Source organism: Anoxybacillus sp. FSL W8-1294, assembly GCF_037965005.1.
Classification (GTDB): Bacteria; Bacillota; Bacilli; order Bacillales; family Anoxybacillaceae; genus Anoxybacillus; species Anoxybacillus flavithermus_G.
Map to the genome: position 1 here is coordinate 268,950 of NZ_CP150179.1, position 19,392 is coordinate 288,341.

Consider the following 19,392-nt stretch of genomic DNA (forward strand, 5'->3'; position numbering starts at 1 on the left):
ATTATTTCAGATGGATTCTAATGTGCAAAATTTTTGCGGATTGTTCCGGATTTTGCACATTCTTTCGGAACGTTTGCACGCTCTTTCAGATGAAGATTTCCAGCGCGCCTGATGGACCGATGGAAAATGGAAAAGTGAAAGCACAAAAGAGGCCGATTCGGCCCCTTTCGTCCTAATACCCCATTTCCTCTGCGGCCATGCGCACCACTTCTTCGTCAATGACGTCCTTTTTCAGCTGATGCCCGTATAACAGGCACGTCGTGGCCAACGTGTTGATCACCCGAGGCCATCCCCGCGACTGCAGGGCAATCGCCTCTAACGCCGATGGAGTGAAGATCGGATGCTTCGCCCCGGCCTGTTTCATCCGATGCTCGATGTAGCCCGCCACCTCTTCCTTCTCCAGCGGCCCCATCCGGTATCGCATGATGATCCGCTGATCGAGAGAGCGGTGCTGATTGAGTCGCAGCTTCCCCTGTAAATGGGGCAGCTCGGCCAACATCAAGACAAATGGGTTGGTCGAATCCATCTCAAAGTTGAACAAGATGGCGATGTCCTGTAAAAAGGCATCCTTTGCGAAATGCATCTCGTCCAAAATGAACACCGGCGTAATCTGTCGTTCATGATACAAACGCTCGATCGCCTGCTGGATTTGGCGGAAGAGGTCTACCTTGCGGTACTTCGGTTCCTCTCCTAATCCCAAGGCCAGTCCACGGTAAAAATCCATCACGCCTCCGGTCGATAACGGGAAGTAGACCACATGATACAACGAAGGGGACAACGATTCCTTCCACGCCCGAAGGACGAACGTCTTGCCCGCCCCCGGCTCTCCGATCAACAGCCCGATCCCCCAGGTTCGCTTCACGTACTCCAGCGCCCGCAACGCTTCTTGAAACGCCGCCCCTTGATACGCCTCGGACGGGTCGGTTTCTTTCGCAAACGGCTCCCGCGAGAGGGAATAAAACGTTTTATACATCCTGTTCGCCCTCCTTCGCCGAAACCGCCGCAAACGGCGACCGGTGGCGCTTCACATAGGCATTGTCCTCCAAACGCACCCGAATGGCTTCCGCCACCCGTTTGCCATCTTCGTACACATAGACGCCTCGTTCGTCATAGCGGAGCTCAATCGATTGCCCAATGAACCGAGGCGGCACTTCGTATAGCTGTTTATTCAGGGTGATCGTGCCATCGGCTTTCACCTTGCGGTGCCCCCGTTTCAGAAAAATCGCATCCAGCCAATCGTCATCTTCGATGAACGACACGAGATGCACTTGCGATTGAAACACCTCATGCGGCGTTTTTCCGTCCAGTGAGGCGTGCGGTTTTCGATGATACTCCTCTTCAAGCCACTTCCAAAAATGCTCGTTCAACTCGTCAAGCGATTTCGGCGTATTCCGCTCCAACAGTGGATAAAACCGTGTCTGTACGGTGCGGAAGAACCGTTCGATTTTTCCCTTGCATTGCGGGTCATACGGCTGGGTGTGGATGAGTGTAATCCCATAGCCATAGCCATCAAGTTAAGAAATTGAGCTTTTATACACCACTGAAAACATGGTATCCTTTCTAGCGAATACTCTTCGTTAGAAAGGATTTTTTCTATGGAAAATCAAATGCAAGCATGGATGAAAACCATCCGCCAACTTTTCTCGCCTAAGACATTGACTCATCTTGCTCAAGAAACAGGATTTATCCAACGAAAACGAGCATTAACGGCAGAAGCATTTTTGACTCTTTGTGCATGGGGAGATGGCTCACTGGCACAACAATCACTCCAACGGTTATGTACGTCTCTCGCGCTCCGCCATGACTGTTCCCTGTCCAGCGAAGGATTGAATCAGCGCTTTACCGAGCGAGCCGTGGCGTTTTTGCGAGAAGTGTTTTTCCTTCTCCTCCAACGACATTGCTTTGGTCCACCATCCAAGCCCACCGGACGTGTTTTACTCGCTTGCGGATTTTGGACTCGACCAGTTTTTTAGTTCCTGCCGACTATGGGGAAGACTACCGAGGTTCCGTCTCATCAGGAGCGAAAATTCAGTTTGAATATGACTTGTTGTCTGGTGCCTGTCTTCAACTATGTGTGCAATCGGCGAATGACTCGGACGCCCGTTTTGCCTATCATGCCCAGCACATGATTTTGCCGAATGACCTATGTATTCGTGATTTAGGCTTTTTCTCCATTGCCACACTAACCGAGATCGACGCCCACGGAGCGTATTATATTACTCGGCTTCGTTCCGATATGAAAGTGTATATCGAAGAGAATAGTCAGTGGAAGGAATGAGATTAGGAATCTCTTGGGAATCAATTAAAGGAAGGGGAAGCCGTAGAAATGGAACATGTATACATCGGGCATAAGCGTTTGTATATCCCACGCTTGATCTTTCGACGTCTAACGGAAGAAGAATGACAAAAACGGATGCAGGTTTATGAGCTTTATTCTTTGCGTTGGCAAATTGAGCTGTTGTTTAAAGCGTGGAAGTCCATCTTTGATCTGGCGAAAGTCAAAAAGATGAAGAAAGAACGGTTCGAATGCCATGTATATGGGACGTTGATTGCCATTTTGGTGACTCAGACCTTTCTGTTTCAAGCTCGAACGTATTGGCAACAAACAGAAGGAATTCAAATCAGCGAACGGAAAGCACTAGATGTTCTCCAATCCTATTGGCAACAACTGCTTTTGCGCCTATCCAAGGAAGAAATCAGCCTTTCTTCTCTCCTCCTTCTATTGAGAAAACATGGAAGAAAGGATCGAAGGAAAGGAAAAGAAACGGCATCGGATCTCTTGGTTAAATTGGGTATTTATTGATTAGATTCATAAAAACGCCAAATAACCCTCTCCAAGAGGGTTATTTGGCATGCCTAAAACATGTGGTATTCTTTTTCTTCAGCTAATGATCACAGACATTGCGCATGGGATACAGCAATGCCTAACCACTAAACTTGACGGGTATGGGGAAATGCCCTCTCTATGAAAACAACCGATTTCTCATTTTGAAAAGTTCGCGTTCCGTCATCGTTGTTTTATGAACGGTGAAATCAACGTCAAGTTGGAGGTTGTTGAGACGTTCGTTGAATTGTTTGTAGTGGGAGTCAATTTTTTCGTTTAGTGCGTGGATTTCTTGTTTCATTGCTGTCATTTCACCGCGCATATGATGGACATCCATTGTTAAAGCTTCAAGCTTTGCGTCCGTTTCGTCCTGACGATGGAGAAGAGCGTTCATAAGATCGTAAAGCTCTTTTTGTCCATTTTTTAATGCTTGTTGCTCTTCGCGAATGAGTTGCTGCTCTTTGCGGAATGCATTCATTTCCTCCCGCAACAAGTTTATTTCTTCACGGAATGTTTTCTGCTCTTCGCGAATAGCCATTTGTTCCTCACGAATAGCTTGTTGTTCTTCACGAATGGCTTTTTGCTCTTCACGAATGTCCTGCAACTCTTTTTGGATGTCTGTGACGACGAGTAAAATTTTCTCCAATAATTGCTCGCTCATCTTCTCACCTCCTTTGCACACAACCATATTATAACATCATTCGACAAAAAGAGGGATAAAAAATCCCCCTATGCTTCCACGTCTATAAATTGAAACGATGAAACGTCAAATAAGCCTTGGTCGGTTAGTTTCAGTTCTGGAATGACTGGCAACGCTAAAAAGGCGAGCGTAATAAATGGATTGAATTCGTCTGATGCTCCAATGGTTGTTAAAGCGTTGTGAATTGTTTGTAGCCGCCCTAGCACTTCTTCATACGTTCTTGCTGTCATCAGTCCTCCAATTTCAAGCGGCAAGTCTGCTAACACATGTCCATTGTCGACGACGACAAGCCCACCGTTTATATGTTTTATATGTTCAATTGCATTGATGATGTCGTCATCGTTCGTTCCAGTAGCGATGATGTTATGTGAATCATGGGCAATCGATGACGCAATCGCTCCTTTTTTCAGTTGAAAGCCGTTGACAATGCCAACGCTGACACCAAGACCACGATGACGTTCAACGACGACAAGCTTTAACAGATCCCGCTCCACCGATGGTTGAAAGACCCCGTGTTCAACATCCACTTCTGTCATGAGCCGTTTTGTATGCAAATGATTTGGGATAATTTGAATGACATTTGCTTGCTTTCCGCGTGTAAACGAAATTTGCACATCTTCTTTTGTTATCTTTTTGGCATGAACCGATTGAGTAATCGCTTTGTCGATCGAAGTTGCTTTCGCCACAGAAAAGGTAGCGCGTCCGTTTTCCGCAACGAGCGCCCCCTTTTTATAGACGTGCGTAATGGAAAACGACGGTAAATCTTCGACAAGCAAAAAGTCAGCGTCGTACCCAGGAGCGATCGCGCCTTTCGTATATAGGCGATAACATTCTGCCGCATTTAATGTCGCCATTTGAATAGCTGTAAGTGGATTCATGCCTGCTTGAATCGCTAGACGAATATGATGATCGATACTTCCTTCTGTGACAAGCTCATCAATATGTTTATCGTCCGTGCAAAATAAAAAGCGGCGCGCGTTATACGTATTGACAGCTGGAAGCAGTTTATGCAAATCCTTTGCAACCGACCCTTCGCGAATTAAAACGTACATGCCGCGTTGAACGCGAGTGAGCGCTTCGTCTACGGTGACACATTCATGGTCGGTATGAACATTTGCGCTTCGATAGACGTTAATAGCTGTTTCATCCAGTCCAGCTAGATGACCGTCGATCAGTTTATTTGCTTCCATCGCAGCGGCTAGTTTCGCAAGCATAGGTTGCTTTCCTTCTAGAAGTGAAGGATAATCCATCACTTCTGCAAGTCCGAGCACGCGCGGATGGGAGAAAAACGGTGTTAACTGTTCAGCGTGCAATGTCGCGCCAGCATGTTCAAAATCGGTGGCGGGTACGCACGATGGCAGCATGACATATACATCGAGCGGAATGTTATTCGAATCGTTTAGCATAAATTCAATGCCTTTTGTCCCCGAGACGTTCGCAATTTCATGCGGATCAGTAATGGCGGTTGTGATGCCGTGCGGAACGATGACGCGAGCAAACTCGCTTGGGGTAACCATTGATGATTCAATATGAACATGTCCGTCGATCAAACCCGGGCAAACGTATTTTCCTTGTGCATCAATGATCGTATGCCCGTCATATGTACCGATACCGACGATTTTTCCGTCGGTAATCGCAATGTCTCCTTCGATGATATCGTGGGTAAAAACATTGACGATTTTTCCGTTTTTCACAACAATATCAGCGATTTGTCTTTTGGAAGCTACTGCAAGTTGTTTCATAGATGTTCCTCCTCCCCAACTCGGGTATTGTCAAAAGTTTTAAAGACATACCCTAAGTTTTTATTGATTTTATGCGGTTTTCGACAAAAAAAGCTTGCCACCCCTGCTGTTTTTGGTACGATTGAGGTAACCACACACCCAATCCAAACAAAGGAGTGACAAGCTTGTTACCTCAATTATTAATCAAATGTCTTCAAATAATCAAGACCCAATATCAAATCATTATTTATTTACTAGGTGTACTTTTTGGAAAGTCCCTCACAGACTGGGATGACGAAGAACCGGTGAATCAATCGTATCAGAAACTCCAAGTCGATGAACTGCCTGTCATCGAAACGCTTCCGCGTTTAGACTATCGTCATCTTCTTGTCGAATACGAACAACAACACGGAAAACCGTTGAAGCCGATCAAGAGGCACGCGAACACGAAAACCACGGTGCCTGATGCATTGACGTGTCCACAGTGCCAAGCGCCATCTAATTATGTGTACGCCAACAACGGAGGTAAAGGGCAGTATCAATGCAAAGTGTGTCGTTGCCGTTTCAACCATCGTAGCCGTTTTGCCAAACAAGTGATTTTTCGGTGCCCACATTGTTTAAAGGCACTCGAGAAAATCAAAGAGCGCAACGATTATTACATCCACAAATGTAAGAATGATGATTGCTCGTTTTACCAAGCAAACTTGCGACAGATGACACCTCAGGAAAAAGAACAGTTTCAACATGCGCCGTATGCCTTTAAAGTTCGATACATTTTCCGTGAGTTTCTCTTTGATTTTCAGCCGTTGGCACCGTCGTCACCGATACAGTCGAAGGTGGATTTGTCGCGTCTTTCCGTGTCTTCGCATACACTCGGACTCATCTTGACGTATCACGTCAACTATGGACTCTCCACGCGGAAAACAGCGAGGATCATGAAAGACATTCATGGGTTGTCGATTTCTCATCAGACCGTCATCAACTATGCCAACAGTGTTGCGCTGATCGTCAAACCTTTCATCGATCACTTTCCTTACGAACTGTCTGGTTCTTTTTGCGGCGACGAGACGTATATCCGCGTCAAAGGGTGCTGGCATTACTTGTTTTTTATGTTTGATGCCGTGAAAAAGGTCGTGCTGTCTTATCGGGTCTCTCCACATCGGGATACACTCTCTGCCATCCGTGCGATCGATGATGTTCTCAAGAAACTGCCGTCCATTCCTGAAGATTTGTCTTTTGTCGTCGATGGCAACCCGATCTACTTGTTGGCGCAGCACTTTTTCGCCCAACAAGGGATTTCTTTCGATGTCCGTCAAGTCATCGGGCTGACAAACGAGGATCCTGTGTCCGAGGAATATCGACCACTTAAACAGATCATTGAACGATTCAACCGAACGTTTAAAGGCAACTACCGACCGACTCATGGGTTTGGCGCAGAAGAAGGCTCGGTTTCCTTTGTCACACTCTTTGTGGCGTATTTCAACTTCTTGCGTCCGCATAGCGCGTTAGAAAAACGGGTACCGGTCGTCATCCCAGCATTAGAGAGCCTTCCGCATATGCCGGCACGTTGGGCAAGGCTCATTGTCATGGCTCAAGAGATGTTGACCCAACAAGCTGCATCCTAAGGACGGATTCGGCGGAGCGTACCCTTGACCATCCGAACCTCGCCAAAGGTAAAATCAGGATAGGGCAAGGGCTGCTTTCCTATGCCCTTCTTTTCTGCCCTTGCCCTTACTGACCGTTTTTCTCCTTTGGCGAGTGTTGGTCAAGGGCGAATCCAATTCCACTATCCTCTTTATTTTCCTTCAACAGGTAGACCATGATGACTTTTCATAGATTTTTTGACGCTACCCCAACTCGATACGAGGAGCAATCCTCGTAGTCAAACGATTTACGGTCGTTTGGTAGAAACTTTCGGACCATATTTCCGAAATTATACGAGTTGTTTTTCAAAAATTTTTTTCATTCTACAATGTTATTTGTTCTCTCGTCAATGCTTGATTTATGTCGAATAAACGATAAAAATGTATATTGTTTCATTGTCGAAAATTTAAAAGGGGTAAACCCTGGATCTGGTTATACACAAGAAGCGATTGAAACAGTTTTCCCAACGATAACGAGATGTCCAGTTGGGCATCTCGTTTTTTTGTTCATCTAAAATGAATGGCAAATGTTGCTTCACTGCACGAAAGTTTGGTATCATCATAGTATTGTGAAAGGTCGACAATATCGGAGGTGAAACATATGTCACGAATCTCAATCGAGCAAGTAAAACACGTCGCGCATTTAGCACGTTTAGCGATTACAGAGGAAGAAGCGACAATGTTTGCGAAACAATTAGACGCCATTATTACGTTTGCGGAGCAGTTAAATGAGCTGGATACAGAAAACGTTCCGCCAACGTCGCACGTGTTAAATATGAAAAACGTCATGCGTGAAGATGTACCGACAGCTGGTCTTCCGTTAGAAGACGTATTAAAAAACGCACCAGACCATCAAGACGGGCAATTCCGAGTACCAGCCATTTTAGAGTAAGGAGGGAAGAATATGTCATTGTTTGATTATCGTGTATCTGAACTGCACAGTTTATTACATAAAAAAGAAATTTCCGTTTCAGATTTAGTGGATGAATCGTTTAAACGGATTGCCGAAGTAGAAGAAAAAGTACAGGCGTTTTTAACGTTAAACGAAGAACAAGCTCGCATGAAGGCAAAAGAGCTAGATGAAAAATTGGGAACAGAAAAGGAATTTGGTTTACTTTTCGGAATGCCGATCGGCATTAAAGATAACATTGTGACAAAAGGGCTACGCACAACGTGTGCCAGCAAAATTTTATACAACTTCGACCCGATTTACGATGCGACGGTTGTAGAGCGTTTAAACGAAGCTGATGCAGTAACGATCGGTAAATTAAATATGGACGAGTTTGCGATGGGATCATCGACAGAAAACTCTGGTTTTCAACTCACGCGCAACCCGTGGGATTTAGAGCGCGTGCCAGGCGGTTCTAGCGGCGGTTCAGCGGCAGCAGTGGCGGCAGGAGAAGTGCCATTTGCGCTTGGATCAGACACAGGTGGATCGATTCGCCAGCCAGCAGCGTTTTGTGGCGTCGTTGGTTTAAAACCGACGTACGGTCGCGTATCGCGCTATGGGCTTGTTGCGTTTGCGTCTTCGCTTGACCAAATCGGTCCAATTACACGCACGGTGGAAGATAACGCATATTTACTACAAGTCATCTCTGGTTTAGATCCAATGGATTCTACATCAGCAAATGTCGATGTACCAGATTATGTTTCTGCCCTAACAGGTGACATTCAAGGTTTAAAAATTGCCGTGCCGAAAGAATATTTGGGCGAAGGTGTATCAGACGAAGTTCGCCAATCGGTATTACAAGCGCTAAAAGTGTTAGAAAGCCTCGGCGCAACGTGGGAAGAAGTATCGCTCCCTCATTCAAAATATGCGCTCGCGACATACTACTTATTAGCATCTTCTGAGGCGTCTGCTAACCTTGCTCGCTTTGACGGCGTTCGTTACGGCTACCGAACAGACAATGCAAAAAGCTTAATGGAGATGTACAAGCAAACGCGCAGCGAAGGGTTCGGCAACGAAGTGAAGCGCCGCATTATGCTCGGAACGTTTGCGTTAAGCTCGGGCTACTATGACGCATATTACAAAAAAGCGCAAAAAGTGCGGACGCTCATTAAACAAGACTTTGAAAACGTCTTTGAAAAATACGACGTCATTATCGGACCAACAACCCCAACGCCAGCGTTTAAAATTGGTGAAAAAACGAGCGATCCATTAACAATGTACGCAAACGACATTTTAACGATCCCAGTAAACCTTGCCGGTGTTCCAGGTATTTCGATTCCATGCGGATTTGTCGACGGGCTTCCGGTTGGTTTGCAAATTATCGGCAAACATTTCGATGAAAGCACAATTTATCGCGTCGCTCATGCGTTCGAACAAGCAACAGACTATCATAAACAAAAACCAACGTTGTAAGGGGGGAATGAGTGATGAATTTTGAAATTGTCATCGGACTTGAAGTGCACGTCGAGCTGAAAACGAAATCGAAAATTTTCTCAAGTAGCCCAAACGCATTCGGAGCGCCCCCAAACACACAAACGAGCGTCATTGACTTAGGGTATCCGGGCGTTCTTCCGGTGCTGAATAAACAAGCGGTTGAATATGCGATGAAAGCAGCGATGGCATTAAACTGCGAAATTGCGACGGAAACGAAGTTTGACCGGAAAAACTATTTTTATCCAGACAACCCGAAAGCGTACCAAATTTCACAATACGACCAACCGATTGGACAAAATGGTTGGATCGAAATTGAAGTGAACGGCAAAAAGAAAAAAATCGGCATCACGCGCATTCATTTAGAAGAAGATGCCGGAAAGCTGACGCATACAGGGGATGGCTATTCGCTAGTTGACTTTAACCGTCAAGGTACGCCCCTTATTGAAATCGTATCTGAGCCAGATATTCGTTCACCAGAAGAAGCGTATGCGTATTTAGAAAAATTAAAATCAATCATTCAATATACAGGCGTATCCGATTGCAAAATGGAAGAAGGTTCGCTTCGTTGTGACGCAAACATTTCCCTTCGCCCAATCGGTTCAGACAAGTTCGGTACGAAAACGGAATTGAAAAACTTAAACTCATTTAACTTCGTTCGCCAAGGATTAGAATACGAAGCGAAGCGCCAAGAGAAAATTTTATTGTCTGGCGGTGTGATCCAGCAAGAAACGCGCCGTTTCGATGAAGCGACGAAAACAACGATTTTAATGCGTACAAAAGAAGGTTCGGAAGACTATCGCTACTTCCCAGAACCAGATTTAGTGATGCTTTATATTGACGATGAGTGGAAAGAGCGCGTACGTGCGTCCATTCCAGAACTTCCGGATGCGCGGAAAAAGCGATATGTCGAAGAGCTTGGTTTGCCAGAGTATGATGCGAAAGTATTAACGCTTACAAAAGAAATGGCAGACTTTTTTGAGGCAACGGTTGCAAATGGTGCGGATCCAAAGCTTGCTTCAAACTGGCTCATGGTCGAAGTATCTGCTTATTTAAACGCAGAACAAAAAGAATTACATGACATTGCGTTAACGCCAGAAAGTCTTGCAAGCATGATTAAACTTATTCAAAACGGTACAATTTCGTCAAAAATTGCGAAGAAAATCTTTAAAGAACTTGTGGAAAAAGGCGGCGATCCAGAGCAAATCGTCAAACAACAAGGGCTTGTGCAAATTTCTGACGAAGCAACGTTGCGCAAAATTGTGTTAGAAGTGCTCGACGCGAATCCACAATCGATCGAAGACTTCAAAAACGGAAAAGACCGTGCGATCGGATTCTTAGTCGGTCAAATTATGAAAGCAACAAAAGGACAAGCCAACCCACCGCTTGTCAATAAGCTATTGCTTGAAGAAATTAATAAACGATAAAAACAAAGCGGCATTGTCCGATGGCAATGCCGCTTTATTTTTATAGGTGTACAAGCTTTTGTAAAGTGCTTTCGACTTTAAATACACGGTTGTTTAATACTTGGATGCTCGATTCGTGGTCGGTGAGGGCAGGGAGTACTTTCTCTTCGAGTATGTTAGTTAAGCGGGTGATGTTTCCTTGCATGTTGTGGACATCGAGTGCGAGTGCATCGTATTTTGCGGCGAGCACCTCTTGACCATGACGAACCGCTTCACAAATCGCCTTCGTTTCGAGCGTTCTTTCGTCGAGTAGTTGCACTTTTTCGTCAAGTGCTAGGACTTTGCCATCGAGCGTTTGAACTTTCTCATCCAGCGCTTGAACTTTCTCGTCCAGTGCTTGTACTTGTTGGCGTAAGGAAGACACTTCTTTTTCTAGCACATCCACTCGTTTTTCTAGCGATTCGACTTTTTCGCGGGTTGCTTTGACTTCATGAAGAATTTCATAAAGCAACTGTTCCACCATTTCGTTCACCTCCTTTTCGTTTCCATTTTACACGAATCGACAGCGGATGACTAGCGAACATGTTCATTTTTTAGGCAAGCTACTTGAGGAGCACATTTTCCCAACGACGTTTTAGTAGAGAACGAATAGCGAATCGATTACAATGATAGTAGATGAAGGATAGAAGGGGAGCGAAAGATGGATACGTCGTGGCTAAAGCCGATTACGGAGGCGAAATATTTAGTAGTGGATAACGCGTACCGGTACCGCGCGATTTTACGCTATTTTTATACGCAACACGAACGAATGCGGCAATATTTGTTTCCAGAAGAAGTGTACGCTTTTTTAAAACAATTCGATGAATTTCAAGATTACACAGAAGAAGAGCTGCAACAAGACTTAGAGCAGCTTGTCAAATGGAGAAACTTAATCGCTAGACAAGAAACGGGTCATATTCGGACGATTGAGGAATTTAAAAAGAAACGGTTTCGCTATCAATGCAGCCCATATACGGTTGAAATCGAACGAATGATTCGCGCGCTTGAGCAGCTAGGGGAGACGTTCGGTGGATCGCTCGAAAAAACGCGGTTTGACCGCTTGTATGCGTCGCTTGTCCGAATGGAATCGATTATCCACGATGGATTTGCCGAAAAAAGGGAAGAAATGAATCAAGTGTGGGAAGAAACGTTCGATTATTTTAAAAAAATCATCCAAAATTCTGCCGACTATATTGCCTATTTAAACGGAGAAAACATGGAAGAGCGGATGATGTCTGATTCATTTCTCGTCTATAAAGAACAGTTTACCGCTTATTTGCGCGATTTTATCGTCGCATTGCAAAAAACGTCGATGCAAATTGAAAAACTGCTCGAAGACTTGCCTGAGGACGGTGTTCGCCGTTTTATTGAGGAAGTGGTCGCTTACCAGCTTGCCATTCCACGCTTTGAAGGGGCGATTCTTTCGCGTGAACAGCTAGTAGAAGAGAAATTAGACACGTGGCGCAGTTTAAGCGAATGGTTTTTAGGACGAAACGGGCATGAAAGCGAACTGTCGTTTTTACAAAAGCAGACAAACGAAGCGATTCGGCGAATGACGCGCGTCGTTCAGCGCTTAGGGGAACGTCATCACCACTTCCGCAGCCGAAAAAAAGATTACTTGCATTTAGCGAAATGGTTTTCTTCATTAGAAACGATAGAAGAAGCGCATAAATTATCGGCGGTTGTGTTCGGCTGTTTTCATACAAAGCACATCGTCGCCGAAAACGATGCAACGGAAAATATGTACCGCGATATTTGGGAGGAACAGCCGGCAGAATGGCTCGTAAAACCGCGCGTTCGCCACTACCGAGAAAAGAAAAAGCCAGAAGCAATGATTGATCGGCGGAAAGAAAAAGAGGAAACGATGGCCGCCTACTTAGCAGCGAAACAACAGGAGGAAGAAGAACTCACACAGCTTATAAACGACGGAAAAATTGTACTTCAGGAGCTACCGGTCGTTGCTCCGCATATTCGCAAAACGCTGCTCGGGTGGATTGCAAAAGCGATGGGGCGAGAAGACCGGACGGTGCAAACGGAAAACGGATGGAAAGTGAAAGTAGTCCAACGTGAAGGGACGATTATACTGAAAGCAGAAGATGGTACGTTAATGATGCCAAATTACGAAATCCATTTGCTAGACTAGGAGAAGAGAGAATGGAAAAAGAGTTCGATGAGAAAGCGAAAGAAGCGTTAACGGCGCTGTTTGAACAGTTTTGGATTGTTCGGGAAAAAGAGCCGGAACTTTTTCAAAAAATACGGGAACGTGAAAAAGTGTTAAAGCGGTATGTGCAAGAGAAATTCGGCTATCGGCTCATTGTTCACCGCTATTTTGCTAAGCTCGAAAAAATACCAGCCGAACCAGAAGCGTGGATGGGAATGGAGTCGTTTCAAGAACCGCTCGACTACGCGTTATTTTGTTGCTTGTTAGCATATTTAGAAGGAAAAGCAGTCGAAGAAAAATTTTTATTGTCTGATGTATGCGAAGAAATAAAAGCGATGTATCCAGGCGAAACGGCGCTCGATTGGACGAACTACCAACATCGTCGCGCGTTAATTCGCGTCTTAAAAACAGCCGAGCAAATCGGGATTATACATCACGTCGACGGGGAAGTTGAGGCGTTTGCCAATCAAGAAGACGAAGAAGCGTTGTATGAAGTTCCTGTACTGTCCCGCTATTTTATGCGGTCCTATCCGAAAGACTTCATTCAATATGAAACGATCGAGCAACTGTTGGAGGAAGAGTGGAAAGTGTCACCCGACGACTACCGCCGCCACTTTATTTATCGGCAGCTCTTTTTATCTCCTGTTGTATATCGTCGGCAAAAAGACGACCCAAACTTTTATTATTTGCGCAACTTCCGCCATCGACTGCGCGATGACATCGAGGCGCATACCGATTTTCGCTACGAACTATATAAAAATGCAGCCTTGCTGACGATTCCAGAACGGCAACATGTGTATACGTTATTTCCAGATCAAAAGGGAACGTCGGATATTATCCTTCATTTTGCCTCTGTCGTTCGCGCTCATTTGGACAACTATCCACCGGATGAATACGGGCAAATCCACGTGACGATGTCCGATTTTCGGCAGCTGCTTCACCGGTGCAGCGAGCAGTATGGCGAAGGCTGGAGCAAAACGTATCGAGAAATGACATTGGCACAACTTTCATCTGAACTGCTCTCTGCTTTAAAAGAATGGAAGATGGCAGAATATGAACAGGAAACGGGCATGGTGACTCTTTATCCGCTGCTTGGACGGCTTGTCGGTCAATATCCAGACGACTTTACAACGAAAGGAAGAGACGATGATGACGAATAAATGGGTGCTTCATCGCGCGGGATTGATAAATTTTTGGTATTACGACGAGCAATATTTCGAATTTGCTGACGGGAAGTTGTTGTTGCGCGGGACGAACGGCTCTGGGAAGTCAGTAACGATGCAAAGCTTGCTTCCTGTCTTATTGGACGGGAAAAAAACGCCCGACCGGCTTGACCCGTTCGGTTCACGGGCACGAAAAATGGAAGATTACTTGCTTGGCGAAAAGGAAATTGTCGATCGCGATGAGCGGACAGGTTATTTGTTTTTAGAATATAAACGAAAGCAGACGGACCAATATGTGACAACGGGAATCGGGTTGCGGGCAAAGCGACAAAAAAATATGGATTTTTGGGGGTTCGTCATTTTTGATAACCGCCGCATCGGTCGCGATTTATTTTTATATAAAACGGAAAAATCAGCGGATGGAACGGAAAAAATCCCGCTCACCAAACGCGAACTGGCGAATGTACTTGGCAACGGCGGAACGGTCGTGGATTCACAAAAAGAATATATGGAGCTCGTCAATAAGCACGTCTTCCGATTTGAATCGATGGAGGCGTTTCAAGAATTAATTGAGCTATTGATTCAATTGCGTAGCCCGAAGCTATCGAAGGATTTCAAGCCAACGGTCATTTACGAGATTTTAGAAAGCTCGCTCCCCGCGTTGACAGACGACGAGTTGCGCCATTTATCGGAAACGATTGAAAATATGGACCAAACGAAACAGCAGTTAGAGCAGCTAGAGCGCGATGAGCAATCACTAAAACGGCTTTGTGCGCAATATCGAGCGTATAACGAGTATATGATTGCGGAAAAAGCAAGCGAATGGATAAAGGCTGACAAACAAGTGAAGCGGCTAGCAGAAGAAGAAAAGCAATGGCTTGCGGAGGAACAGGAAAAGCAAGCGCACCTTGTCGCTTTGAGCGAATACATTCAAACGCTTGCAAACGAACAGGACGTATTGCATCAACGAGAATTAGAATTAGCGAGCCACGAAGTGTTTCAAGCGGCGAAAGAATATGAGCGAGTCCAACAAGAAATACGCGACATTCATGACAAGCAACAAAAACTATTGCGGCAAATCGATGAAAAAGAGCAGCTCGAACGCCGCTATAAGCGCCAGTTAGAAGAAGACGAAGACCGGCGGTATCAGATAGAAAAGCAACTCACGCAGCAAGTAGAAGACTTACGGCATGATGCGATGGAAAGTTCCTTCTCTTCCCATGCTCTTAACGAAGCGGACTTTGCTCGACAGCGCCAAACGAAATTTGATTTTACCGTCTGGAAGCGAGAAGGACAAGAATACGTTGAAAAACTAGAACAAACGATTGCGCTTTGGCGCCGCCATGATGAAATGAAGGCGCGCTATGAAGAAACGAGTAAAGAGGCAGGGGAGCTGCAGCGGGAAGTAGACGAATTGCGCCATGAAGAAGCGAAATGGCTCGAACTGTTAGAAAACGAAAAAGCGCGTTTCCAACAAGAAGTATTTCGCTGGCTCGAACAATGCCAAGACGTTTCCGTACCGGAACCCTCTGTCCAACTATTTTTACAGCGTCTTCACGAACTATACGAAACGTATCACGTCGATGAGATGAAGCAACCGTTTACGGAAGCGTATTACGAAGCACTCAATCGAAAAAACGAAGAAAAAATGAAGCAAAAGCATACGTGCACGTTATTAGAGGAAAAAATCGCCTCAAAAGAAGCCGAATGGAACCAATGGAAAACGCAAAAAGACCCCGAGCTCATGCGCGATGAACAAACGATCGCAGCGCGGGCGGAGTTAGACGAAAAAGGGATTGCTTTTGTCCCGTTTTATGCAGGGGTGGAATTTCAAGACCATGTACCAGAACCGCTTCGGGAGCGGATTGAATCGGCATTGTATCATGCAGGGCTACTTGATGCGTTAATTACAGAAACCGATGTCGAAGTAACGTGTGACCGAGTGATTGTTCCACGTCCTGTCGAATTGGCGCATACATTAGCAGACTATTTGCAGCCAGATGTAGATGAAGGATGCAAAGTGTCCAAAACGCGCATTAACGAAGTACTTCAAAGCATCGTTCTTGCCGATGGAGAAATGGACGGAACGTTTATGCTTCATGAAGAAGGGCGTTATACGCTCGGCTTAATCAAAGGGCATGCCCCGGCGCGGGAAAAAGCGTTGTTTATCGGACGCACTGCCCGCAAGCGTTGGCGGCTAGAAAAGATCGCCGCACTCGAAGCAGAACTCCACGAACTTCGCACCCAGCTTCATGAGGGAACCGACATGCTAAAACAGCTCGAGCAGACGATTGCGCAAATAACCCGCTGGTTTCGTGCCTTTCCAACCGACCGCGACATGCGCGCAGCCTTTGAAGAACGAGAAAAAACGAAGCGAATGATAATAAGCAAACAACGCGAATGGGAAAAGAAAAACGAAAAGTTAGCCCAGCTTGCCCGCGATTGGCAACAAGCAAAACAAACGTTGCGCGAGCAAACCGAGGGGCTCGATTTAGAGTTTTCCAAGGACGGCTATGAACAGGCGCTTGTTTTTATGAAATCGTATATGCGTGGGCTTCATGAATTGCAAATGACCCATCGGGAGTTTCTCCATTTGCTCGACATGATTCATCATCGGACAGAGCAGTTAGAAACGTTGCAACAAGAAATCGATGAAACGAAAGGCGAACGGCATATGCTCGCAAAAGAGCAGCAAAAACTCGAACTGAAGCGACAAGAAATCGAGCGGACGCTGCAACTAATGGGCGCAGAAGAAGTTCAAGCGGAAATTCAGCGCGTCCGCGGCCGGTTGGCATTTTTGCAGCGAGAAATGCCAGCAAAAATGAACGAGCGCATTGCGCTAGAGCATGAGCTGAAAGCCATTCGTGAAAAATGCGAACAGCTTTCGGTGAAAGAAACGTTCGCAAAGCGGCTAGCGGAGGCGTGGAAGCGGTCGTTTGCGCGAGAGCTTTCCCTTGAGCTTGTAGAGCTTCACGGTTCTGATTGGTTGGAAAAAGCAAAAGAAGCGATGCAGCAATACGGGGTGCTAGCGAAAGAAGCTCGAACGTCGCTTGTGAACCGATTAAATAGCGTCTTTTTCCAAGAGTCGGCGAATTTAATGGAATACCGGCTCAGCCAAGAGCCTGTCGCAGCTGAGGAGGACAATTTGTTTACGGATATCGAGCTAGATGAAGAAATGGAATTAAAAGTATCCGGATGGAGAGAAAAGCAAGACCGCATCGTCCTTTTGCTTGATTATAAAGGGCAGCGCGTATCACCATTTTATGTATTGCGTGAAATCGAGCACGACATTTTCTTGCAGCGGGAATATATGAAAGAGCAAGACCGCGAATTGTATGAAGAAATTATTTTAAAAACGATCGGTCGAATTTTGCGCAGCCGCATTCAACGGGCGGAGCGTTGGGTAAAAGATATGAACGAACTAATGCAACAGCTCGACACGTCTTCTGGGCTGGTGTTGTTTATTCAATGGAAGCCGCGCACCGCGGAAACGGAAGAAGAGATGGATACGAAAGAGCTTGTCGAGTTGTTGCGGATGAACTCGCGGCTATTAAAAGAGGAAGATTTGCAGCGAGTGACGAAACATTTCCGCTCGAAAATTCATCGAGCGCGCGAATTGCTAGAAGAGCGCGGCCAAGGCAATACGCTCCACCAAATTATTAAAGAAGTATTAGACTATCGGAAATGGTTTTCATTTACCCTTTATTACCAAAAAACGAATGAACCGAAACGAGAGTTGACGAACCAACGGTTCTATCAATTTAGCGGCGGGGAGAAAGCGATGGCGATGTATATTCCGTTGTTTGCCGCGACGTATTCGCGTTATCAAGAAGCAGCAGACGATGCGCCGTACATTATTTCGTTGGATGAAGCGTTCGCGGGGGTAGACGAAAATAATATTCGCAATATGTTCGGGCTTGTCGAGCAGCTTGGGTTTAACTATGTGATGAACTCGCAAGCGCTCTGGGGCGATTATGATACCGTTCCGGCGCTATCGATTTGCGAACTCGTTCGTCCGAAAAATGCTTCGTTCGTGACGGTCATTCGCTATTATTGGAACGGAAAAATAAAGCAGCTTGTTACGGATGAAAAGTTAGCGGCAATGATGAGAGGGGGATCGCATTGAATCGGGTAGAGGAAGCGGTGCAATTTTTTCGCGGTGAACGTTCGTTTCACCGCCTTTTTTGCGAAATGAAAAAGAAATACGAATCGCTTGGTCGCATAGGGGGCACGATTTCCGTTTCGTCTTTTTCGGCGGAGGAAAAGGAAGCGATCGCGTCGTTTTTTGGCAAAGAAATGAGCCGCGTGTCGCTCGCGGCGTTTGAACAACAGCTTGCGAATACAAGGTTTGCCGGCATTTCTCTCGTGGAGTTGCTGTCATGCTATTTTGGCGAGCCGCTCGTAACGAAAAAAGAGCAACAACAAGAAATAGAGCGGGAAAAGGAAGCCTATTTTACCCGGCTTATGAATACGTATCGAGCACAGCGCGATTGGTTGATGGCGGTAGAAAAGCAGCGGTTTGTGCAATTAGCGTATCAACAAAACCATCACGCGTTAGAGGTGGCGCTTTCTGCTGTTTGCCGCGCGCTCGAACAGCTTCCGTCCACCTACGTTCGCTTGCCCGTTTTTGCGCAAAAAGTAGCGAACGATCCGCATATGTTTGATTTGCATACACTTGCAGGGAAGCTATTGCTTTCGGCGCTCGAATTTTATACGGACACCGAGTACGACCTTTCGGCGGTCGAAGACGTGAACGAACTATTGCAGTCGTATCGGCTGTTGCGGGAAGATGTATTAAACTTTGTGACGTGCGCTGGCGTGATGGCAGAAACAGAGAAAGGCCGCCATCCTGTTTTCGCTGCCGCATGTGCAACGAATACGGCGCTAAATGTGCCGTTACGGGAAGTGATGCCGCTAGTGCGGGCGTATCCGTCCGTAGGAAACAACGTCTTTGTCGTCGAAAATGCCGGTGTGTTTTCGACGCTGTTAGATGCGAACGTACCGCTCATTAGCACAAACGGTCAATTGAATTTAGCGACGAGGTGGTTGTTTGATTTACTCGTAAAAGAAGGGGTTACCCTTTATTATTCGGGCGATTTTGACCCGGAAGGACTAAAAATGGCGCAGCGCCTTGTCGAGCGGTACGGTTCATCTGTTCGGCTTTGGCATTACGACTGTTCTGATTATTTGGCGACCAAACCGACCGTTCCGCTATCCGATGAACGTTTGGCGAAACTGCAATCGGTGACGCTTCATGACTTGCAGCCAGTAAAACAAGAAATATTGTGGCGGAAAAAAGCAGGATACCAAGAGGCGCTTGTGGAACAGTTGAGAAAAGATACGTATTGAAGGGGA

At 45.9% G+C, this 19,392-nt stretch carries 15 protein-coding genes, 1 pseudogene and 1 riboswitch; of the genes and pseudogenes, 11 read left to right on the top strand and 5 right to left on the bottom strand.

What is annotated here, in order from left to right; genetic code table 11:
- Positions 1-172: 172 nt before the first annotated feature.
- Both NSQ23_RS01540 and NSQ23_RS01545 read right to left on the bottom strand, forming a co-directional pair.
- Complete coding sequence (locus tag NSQ23_RS01540) at positions 173-973, bottom strand: AAA family ATPase (protein WP_004888799.1); 801 nt, start codon at positions 971-973, stop codon at positions 173-175.
- Positions 966-1,496 (bottom strand): annotated as a pseudogene (locus NSQ23_RS01545) (integrase core domain-containing protein); the annotation flags it as partial. The pseudogene NSQ23_RS01545 and the gene NSQ23_RS01540, both read right to left, overlap by 8 nt.
- Positions 1,497-1,595: 99 nt before the next feature.
- Between NSQ23_RS01545 and NSQ23_RS01550 the strand changes: the two are divergent.
- The 3 genes from NSQ23_RS01550 (at position 1,596) to NSQ23_RS01560 (ending at position 2,803) form a co-directional block, all read left to right on the top strand.
- Complete coding sequence (locus NSQ23_RS01550) at positions 1,596-1,973, top strand: hypothetical protein (RefSeq protein ID WP_241736691.1); 378 nt, start codon at positions 1,596-1,598, stop codon at positions 1,971-1,973.
- Complete coding sequence (locus NSQ23_RS01555; RefSeq protein ID WP_231110097.1) at positions 1,952-2,278, top strand: transposase; 327 nt, start codon at positions 1,952-1,954, stop codon at positions 2,276-2,278. The genes NSQ23_RS01550 and NSQ23_RS01555 overlap by 22 nt, the downstream gene beginning before the upstream one ends.
- A 159-nt stretch (positions 2,279-2,437) precedes the next feature.
- A complete protein-coding gene (locus tag NSQ23_RS01560; protein WP_230456151.1) occupies positions 2,438-2,803 on the top strand; it encodes a transposase in 366 nt (121 codons plus the stop codon).
- Between the two features lie 160 nt (positions 2,804-2,963).
- Here the strand turns inward: NSQ23_RS01560 and NSQ23_RS01565 are convergent, their stop codons facing one another.
- Both NSQ23_RS01565 and ade read right to left on the bottom strand, forming a co-directional pair.
- A complete protein-coding gene (locus NSQ23_RS01565) occupies positions 2,964-3,512 on the bottom strand; it encodes a hypothetical protein (protein WP_064220781.1) in 549 nt (182 codons plus the stop codon).
- A gap of 41 nt (positions 3,513-3,553) precedes the next feature.
- Complete coding sequence (ade, locus tag NSQ23_RS01570; RefSeq protein WP_339172448.1) at positions 3,554-5,266, bottom strand: adenine deaminase; 1,713 nt, start codon at positions 5,264-5,266, stop codon at positions 3,554-3,556.
- A gap of 164 nt (positions 5,267-5,430) precedes the next feature.
- Between ade and NSQ23_RS01575 the strand changes: the two genes are divergently transcribed.
- The 4 genes from NSQ23_RS01575 to gatB all read left to right on the top strand — a co-directional run bounded on the left by NSQ23_RS01575 (position 5,431) and on the right by gatB (position 10,695).
- Positions 5,431-6,870, top strand: coding sequence for a DDE-type integrase/transposase/recombinase (locus tag NSQ23_RS01575; protein WP_339170875.1), 1,440 nt, complete (start codon positions 5,431-5,433; stop codon positions 6,868-6,870).
- A 234-nt stretch (positions 6,871-7,104) separates the two neighbouring features.
- A riboswitch (purine riboswitch) is annotated at positions 7,105-7,206 on the bottom strand.
- Between the two features lie 283 nt (positions 7,207-7,489).
- The gene (gene gatC, locus NSQ23_RS01580) at positions 7,490-7,780 is read left to right on the top strand and encodes an Asp-tRNA(Asn)/Glu-tRNA(Gln) amidotransferase subunit GatC (protein WP_004888803.1); all 291 of its coding nucleotides are present in this window, start codon (positions 7,490-7,492) and stop codon (positions 7,778-7,780) included.
- Positions 7,781-7,792: 12 nt separating this feature from the next.
- The gene (gene gatA, locus NSQ23_RS01585; RefSeq protein ID WP_004888804.1) at positions 7,793-9,250 is read left to right on the top strand and encodes an Asp-tRNA(Asn)/Glu-tRNA(Gln) amidotransferase subunit GatA; all 1,458 of its coding nucleotides are present in this window, start codon (positions 7,793-7,795) and stop codon (positions 9,248-9,250) included.
- 14 nt (positions 9,251-9,264) lie between these two features.
- The gene (gene gatB / locus NSQ23_RS01590) at positions 9,265-10,695 is read left to right on the top strand and encodes an Asp-tRNA(Asn)/Glu-tRNA(Gln) amidotransferase subunit GatB (RefSeq protein WP_192948590.1); all 1,431 of its coding nucleotides are present in this window, start codon (positions 9,265-9,267) and stop codon (positions 10,693-10,695) included.
- A 40-nt stretch (positions 10,696-10,735) separates the two neighbouring features.
- On the opposite strand, the gene NSQ23_RS01595 is transcribed toward gatB, so the two are convergent.
- A complete protein-coding gene (locus NSQ23_RS01595; RefSeq protein WP_004888814.1) occupies positions 10,736-11,197 on the bottom strand; it encodes a hypothetical protein in 462 nt (153 codons plus the stop codon).
- Between the two features lie 177 nt (positions 11,198-11,374).
- Here NSQ23_RS01595 and NSQ23_RS01600 point away from each other — a divergent pair, with 177 nt between their 5' ends.
- From NSQ23_RS01600 to NSQ23_RS01615, 4 genes are read left to right on the top strand one after another with little or no spacing between them, the layout of a single operon-like run.
- On the top strand, positions 11,375-12,856 hold the full coding sequence (locus NSQ23_RS01600) for a TIGR02677 family protein (RefSeq protein WP_064221316.1): 1,482 nt from the start codon (positions 11,375-11,377) through the stop codon (positions 12,854-12,856).
- An 11-nt stretch (positions 12,857-12,867) separates the two neighbouring features.
- Entirely contained in the window at positions 12,868-14,034 is a 1,167-nt protein-coding gene (locus NSQ23_RS01605; protein ID WP_339172453.1) for a TIGR02678 family protein, read from the top strand.
- Positions 14,024-18,163 (top strand): TIGR02680 family protein, encoded by a 4,140-nt coding sequence (locus NSQ23_RS01610; protein ID WP_339172455.1) that lies wholly within the window; start codon positions 14,024-14,026, stop codon positions 18,161-18,163. Before NSQ23_RS01605 ends, NSQ23_RS01610 begins: the two co-directional genes overlap by 11 nt.
- The gene (locus NSQ23_RS01615; protein ID WP_339172458.1) at positions 18,160-19,386 is read left to right on the top strand and encodes a TIGR02679 family protein; all 1,227 of its coding nucleotides are present in this window, start codon (positions 18,160-18,162) and stop codon (positions 19,384-19,386) included. Before NSQ23_RS01610 ends, NSQ23_RS01615 begins: the two co-directional genes overlap by 4 nt.
- Positions 19,387-19,392: the final 6 nt, after the last annotated feature.

Excerpts from the sequence above, each read along its gene's own strand:
- NSQ23_RS01595 (WP_004888814.1), bottom strand. The coding sequence starts at position 11,197 with ATGGTGGAACAGTTGCTTTATGAAATTCTTCATGAAGTCAAAGCAACC.
- ade (WP_339172448.1), bottom strand. The coding sequence starts at position 5,266 with ATGAAACAACTTGCAGTAGCTTCCAAAAGACAAATCGCTGATATTGTT.
- gatB (WP_192948590.1), top strand. The coding sequence starts at position 9,265 with ATGAATTTTGAAATTGTCATCGGACTTGAAGTGCACGTCGAGCTGAAA.
- gatC (WP_004888803.1), top strand. The coding sequence starts at position 7,490 with ATGTCACGAATCTCAATCGAGCAAGTAAAACACGTCGCGCATTTAGCA.
- NSQ23_RS01565 (WP_064220781.1), bottom strand. The coding sequence starts at position 3,512 with ATGGTTGTGTGCAAAGGAGGTGAGAAGATGAGCGAGCAATTATTGGAG.
- NSQ23_RS01600 (WP_064221316.1), top strand. The coding sequence starts at position 11,375 with ATGGATACGTCGTGGCTAAAGCCGATTACGGAGGCGAAATATTTAGTA.
- NSQ23_RS01540 (WP_004888799.1), bottom strand. The coding sequence starts at position 973 with ATGTATAAAACGTTTTATTCCCTCTCGCGGGAGCCGTTTGCGAAAGAA.
- NSQ23_RS01550 (WP_241736691.1), top strand. The coding sequence starts at position 1,596 with ATGGAAAATCAAATGCAAGCATGGATGAAAACCATCCGCCAACTTTTC.
- NSQ23_RS01605 (WP_339172453.1), top strand. The coding sequence starts at position 12,868 with ATGGAAAAAGAGTTCGATGAGAAAGCGAAAGAAGCGTTAACGGCGCTG.
- gatA (WP_004888804.1), top strand. The coding sequence starts at position 7,793 with ATGTCATTGTTTGATTATCGTGTATCTGAACTGCACAGTTTATTACAT.
- NSQ23_RS01610 (WP_339172455.1), top strand. The coding sequence starts at position 14,024 with ATGACGAATAAATGGGTGCTTCATCGCGCGGGATTGATAAATTTTTGG.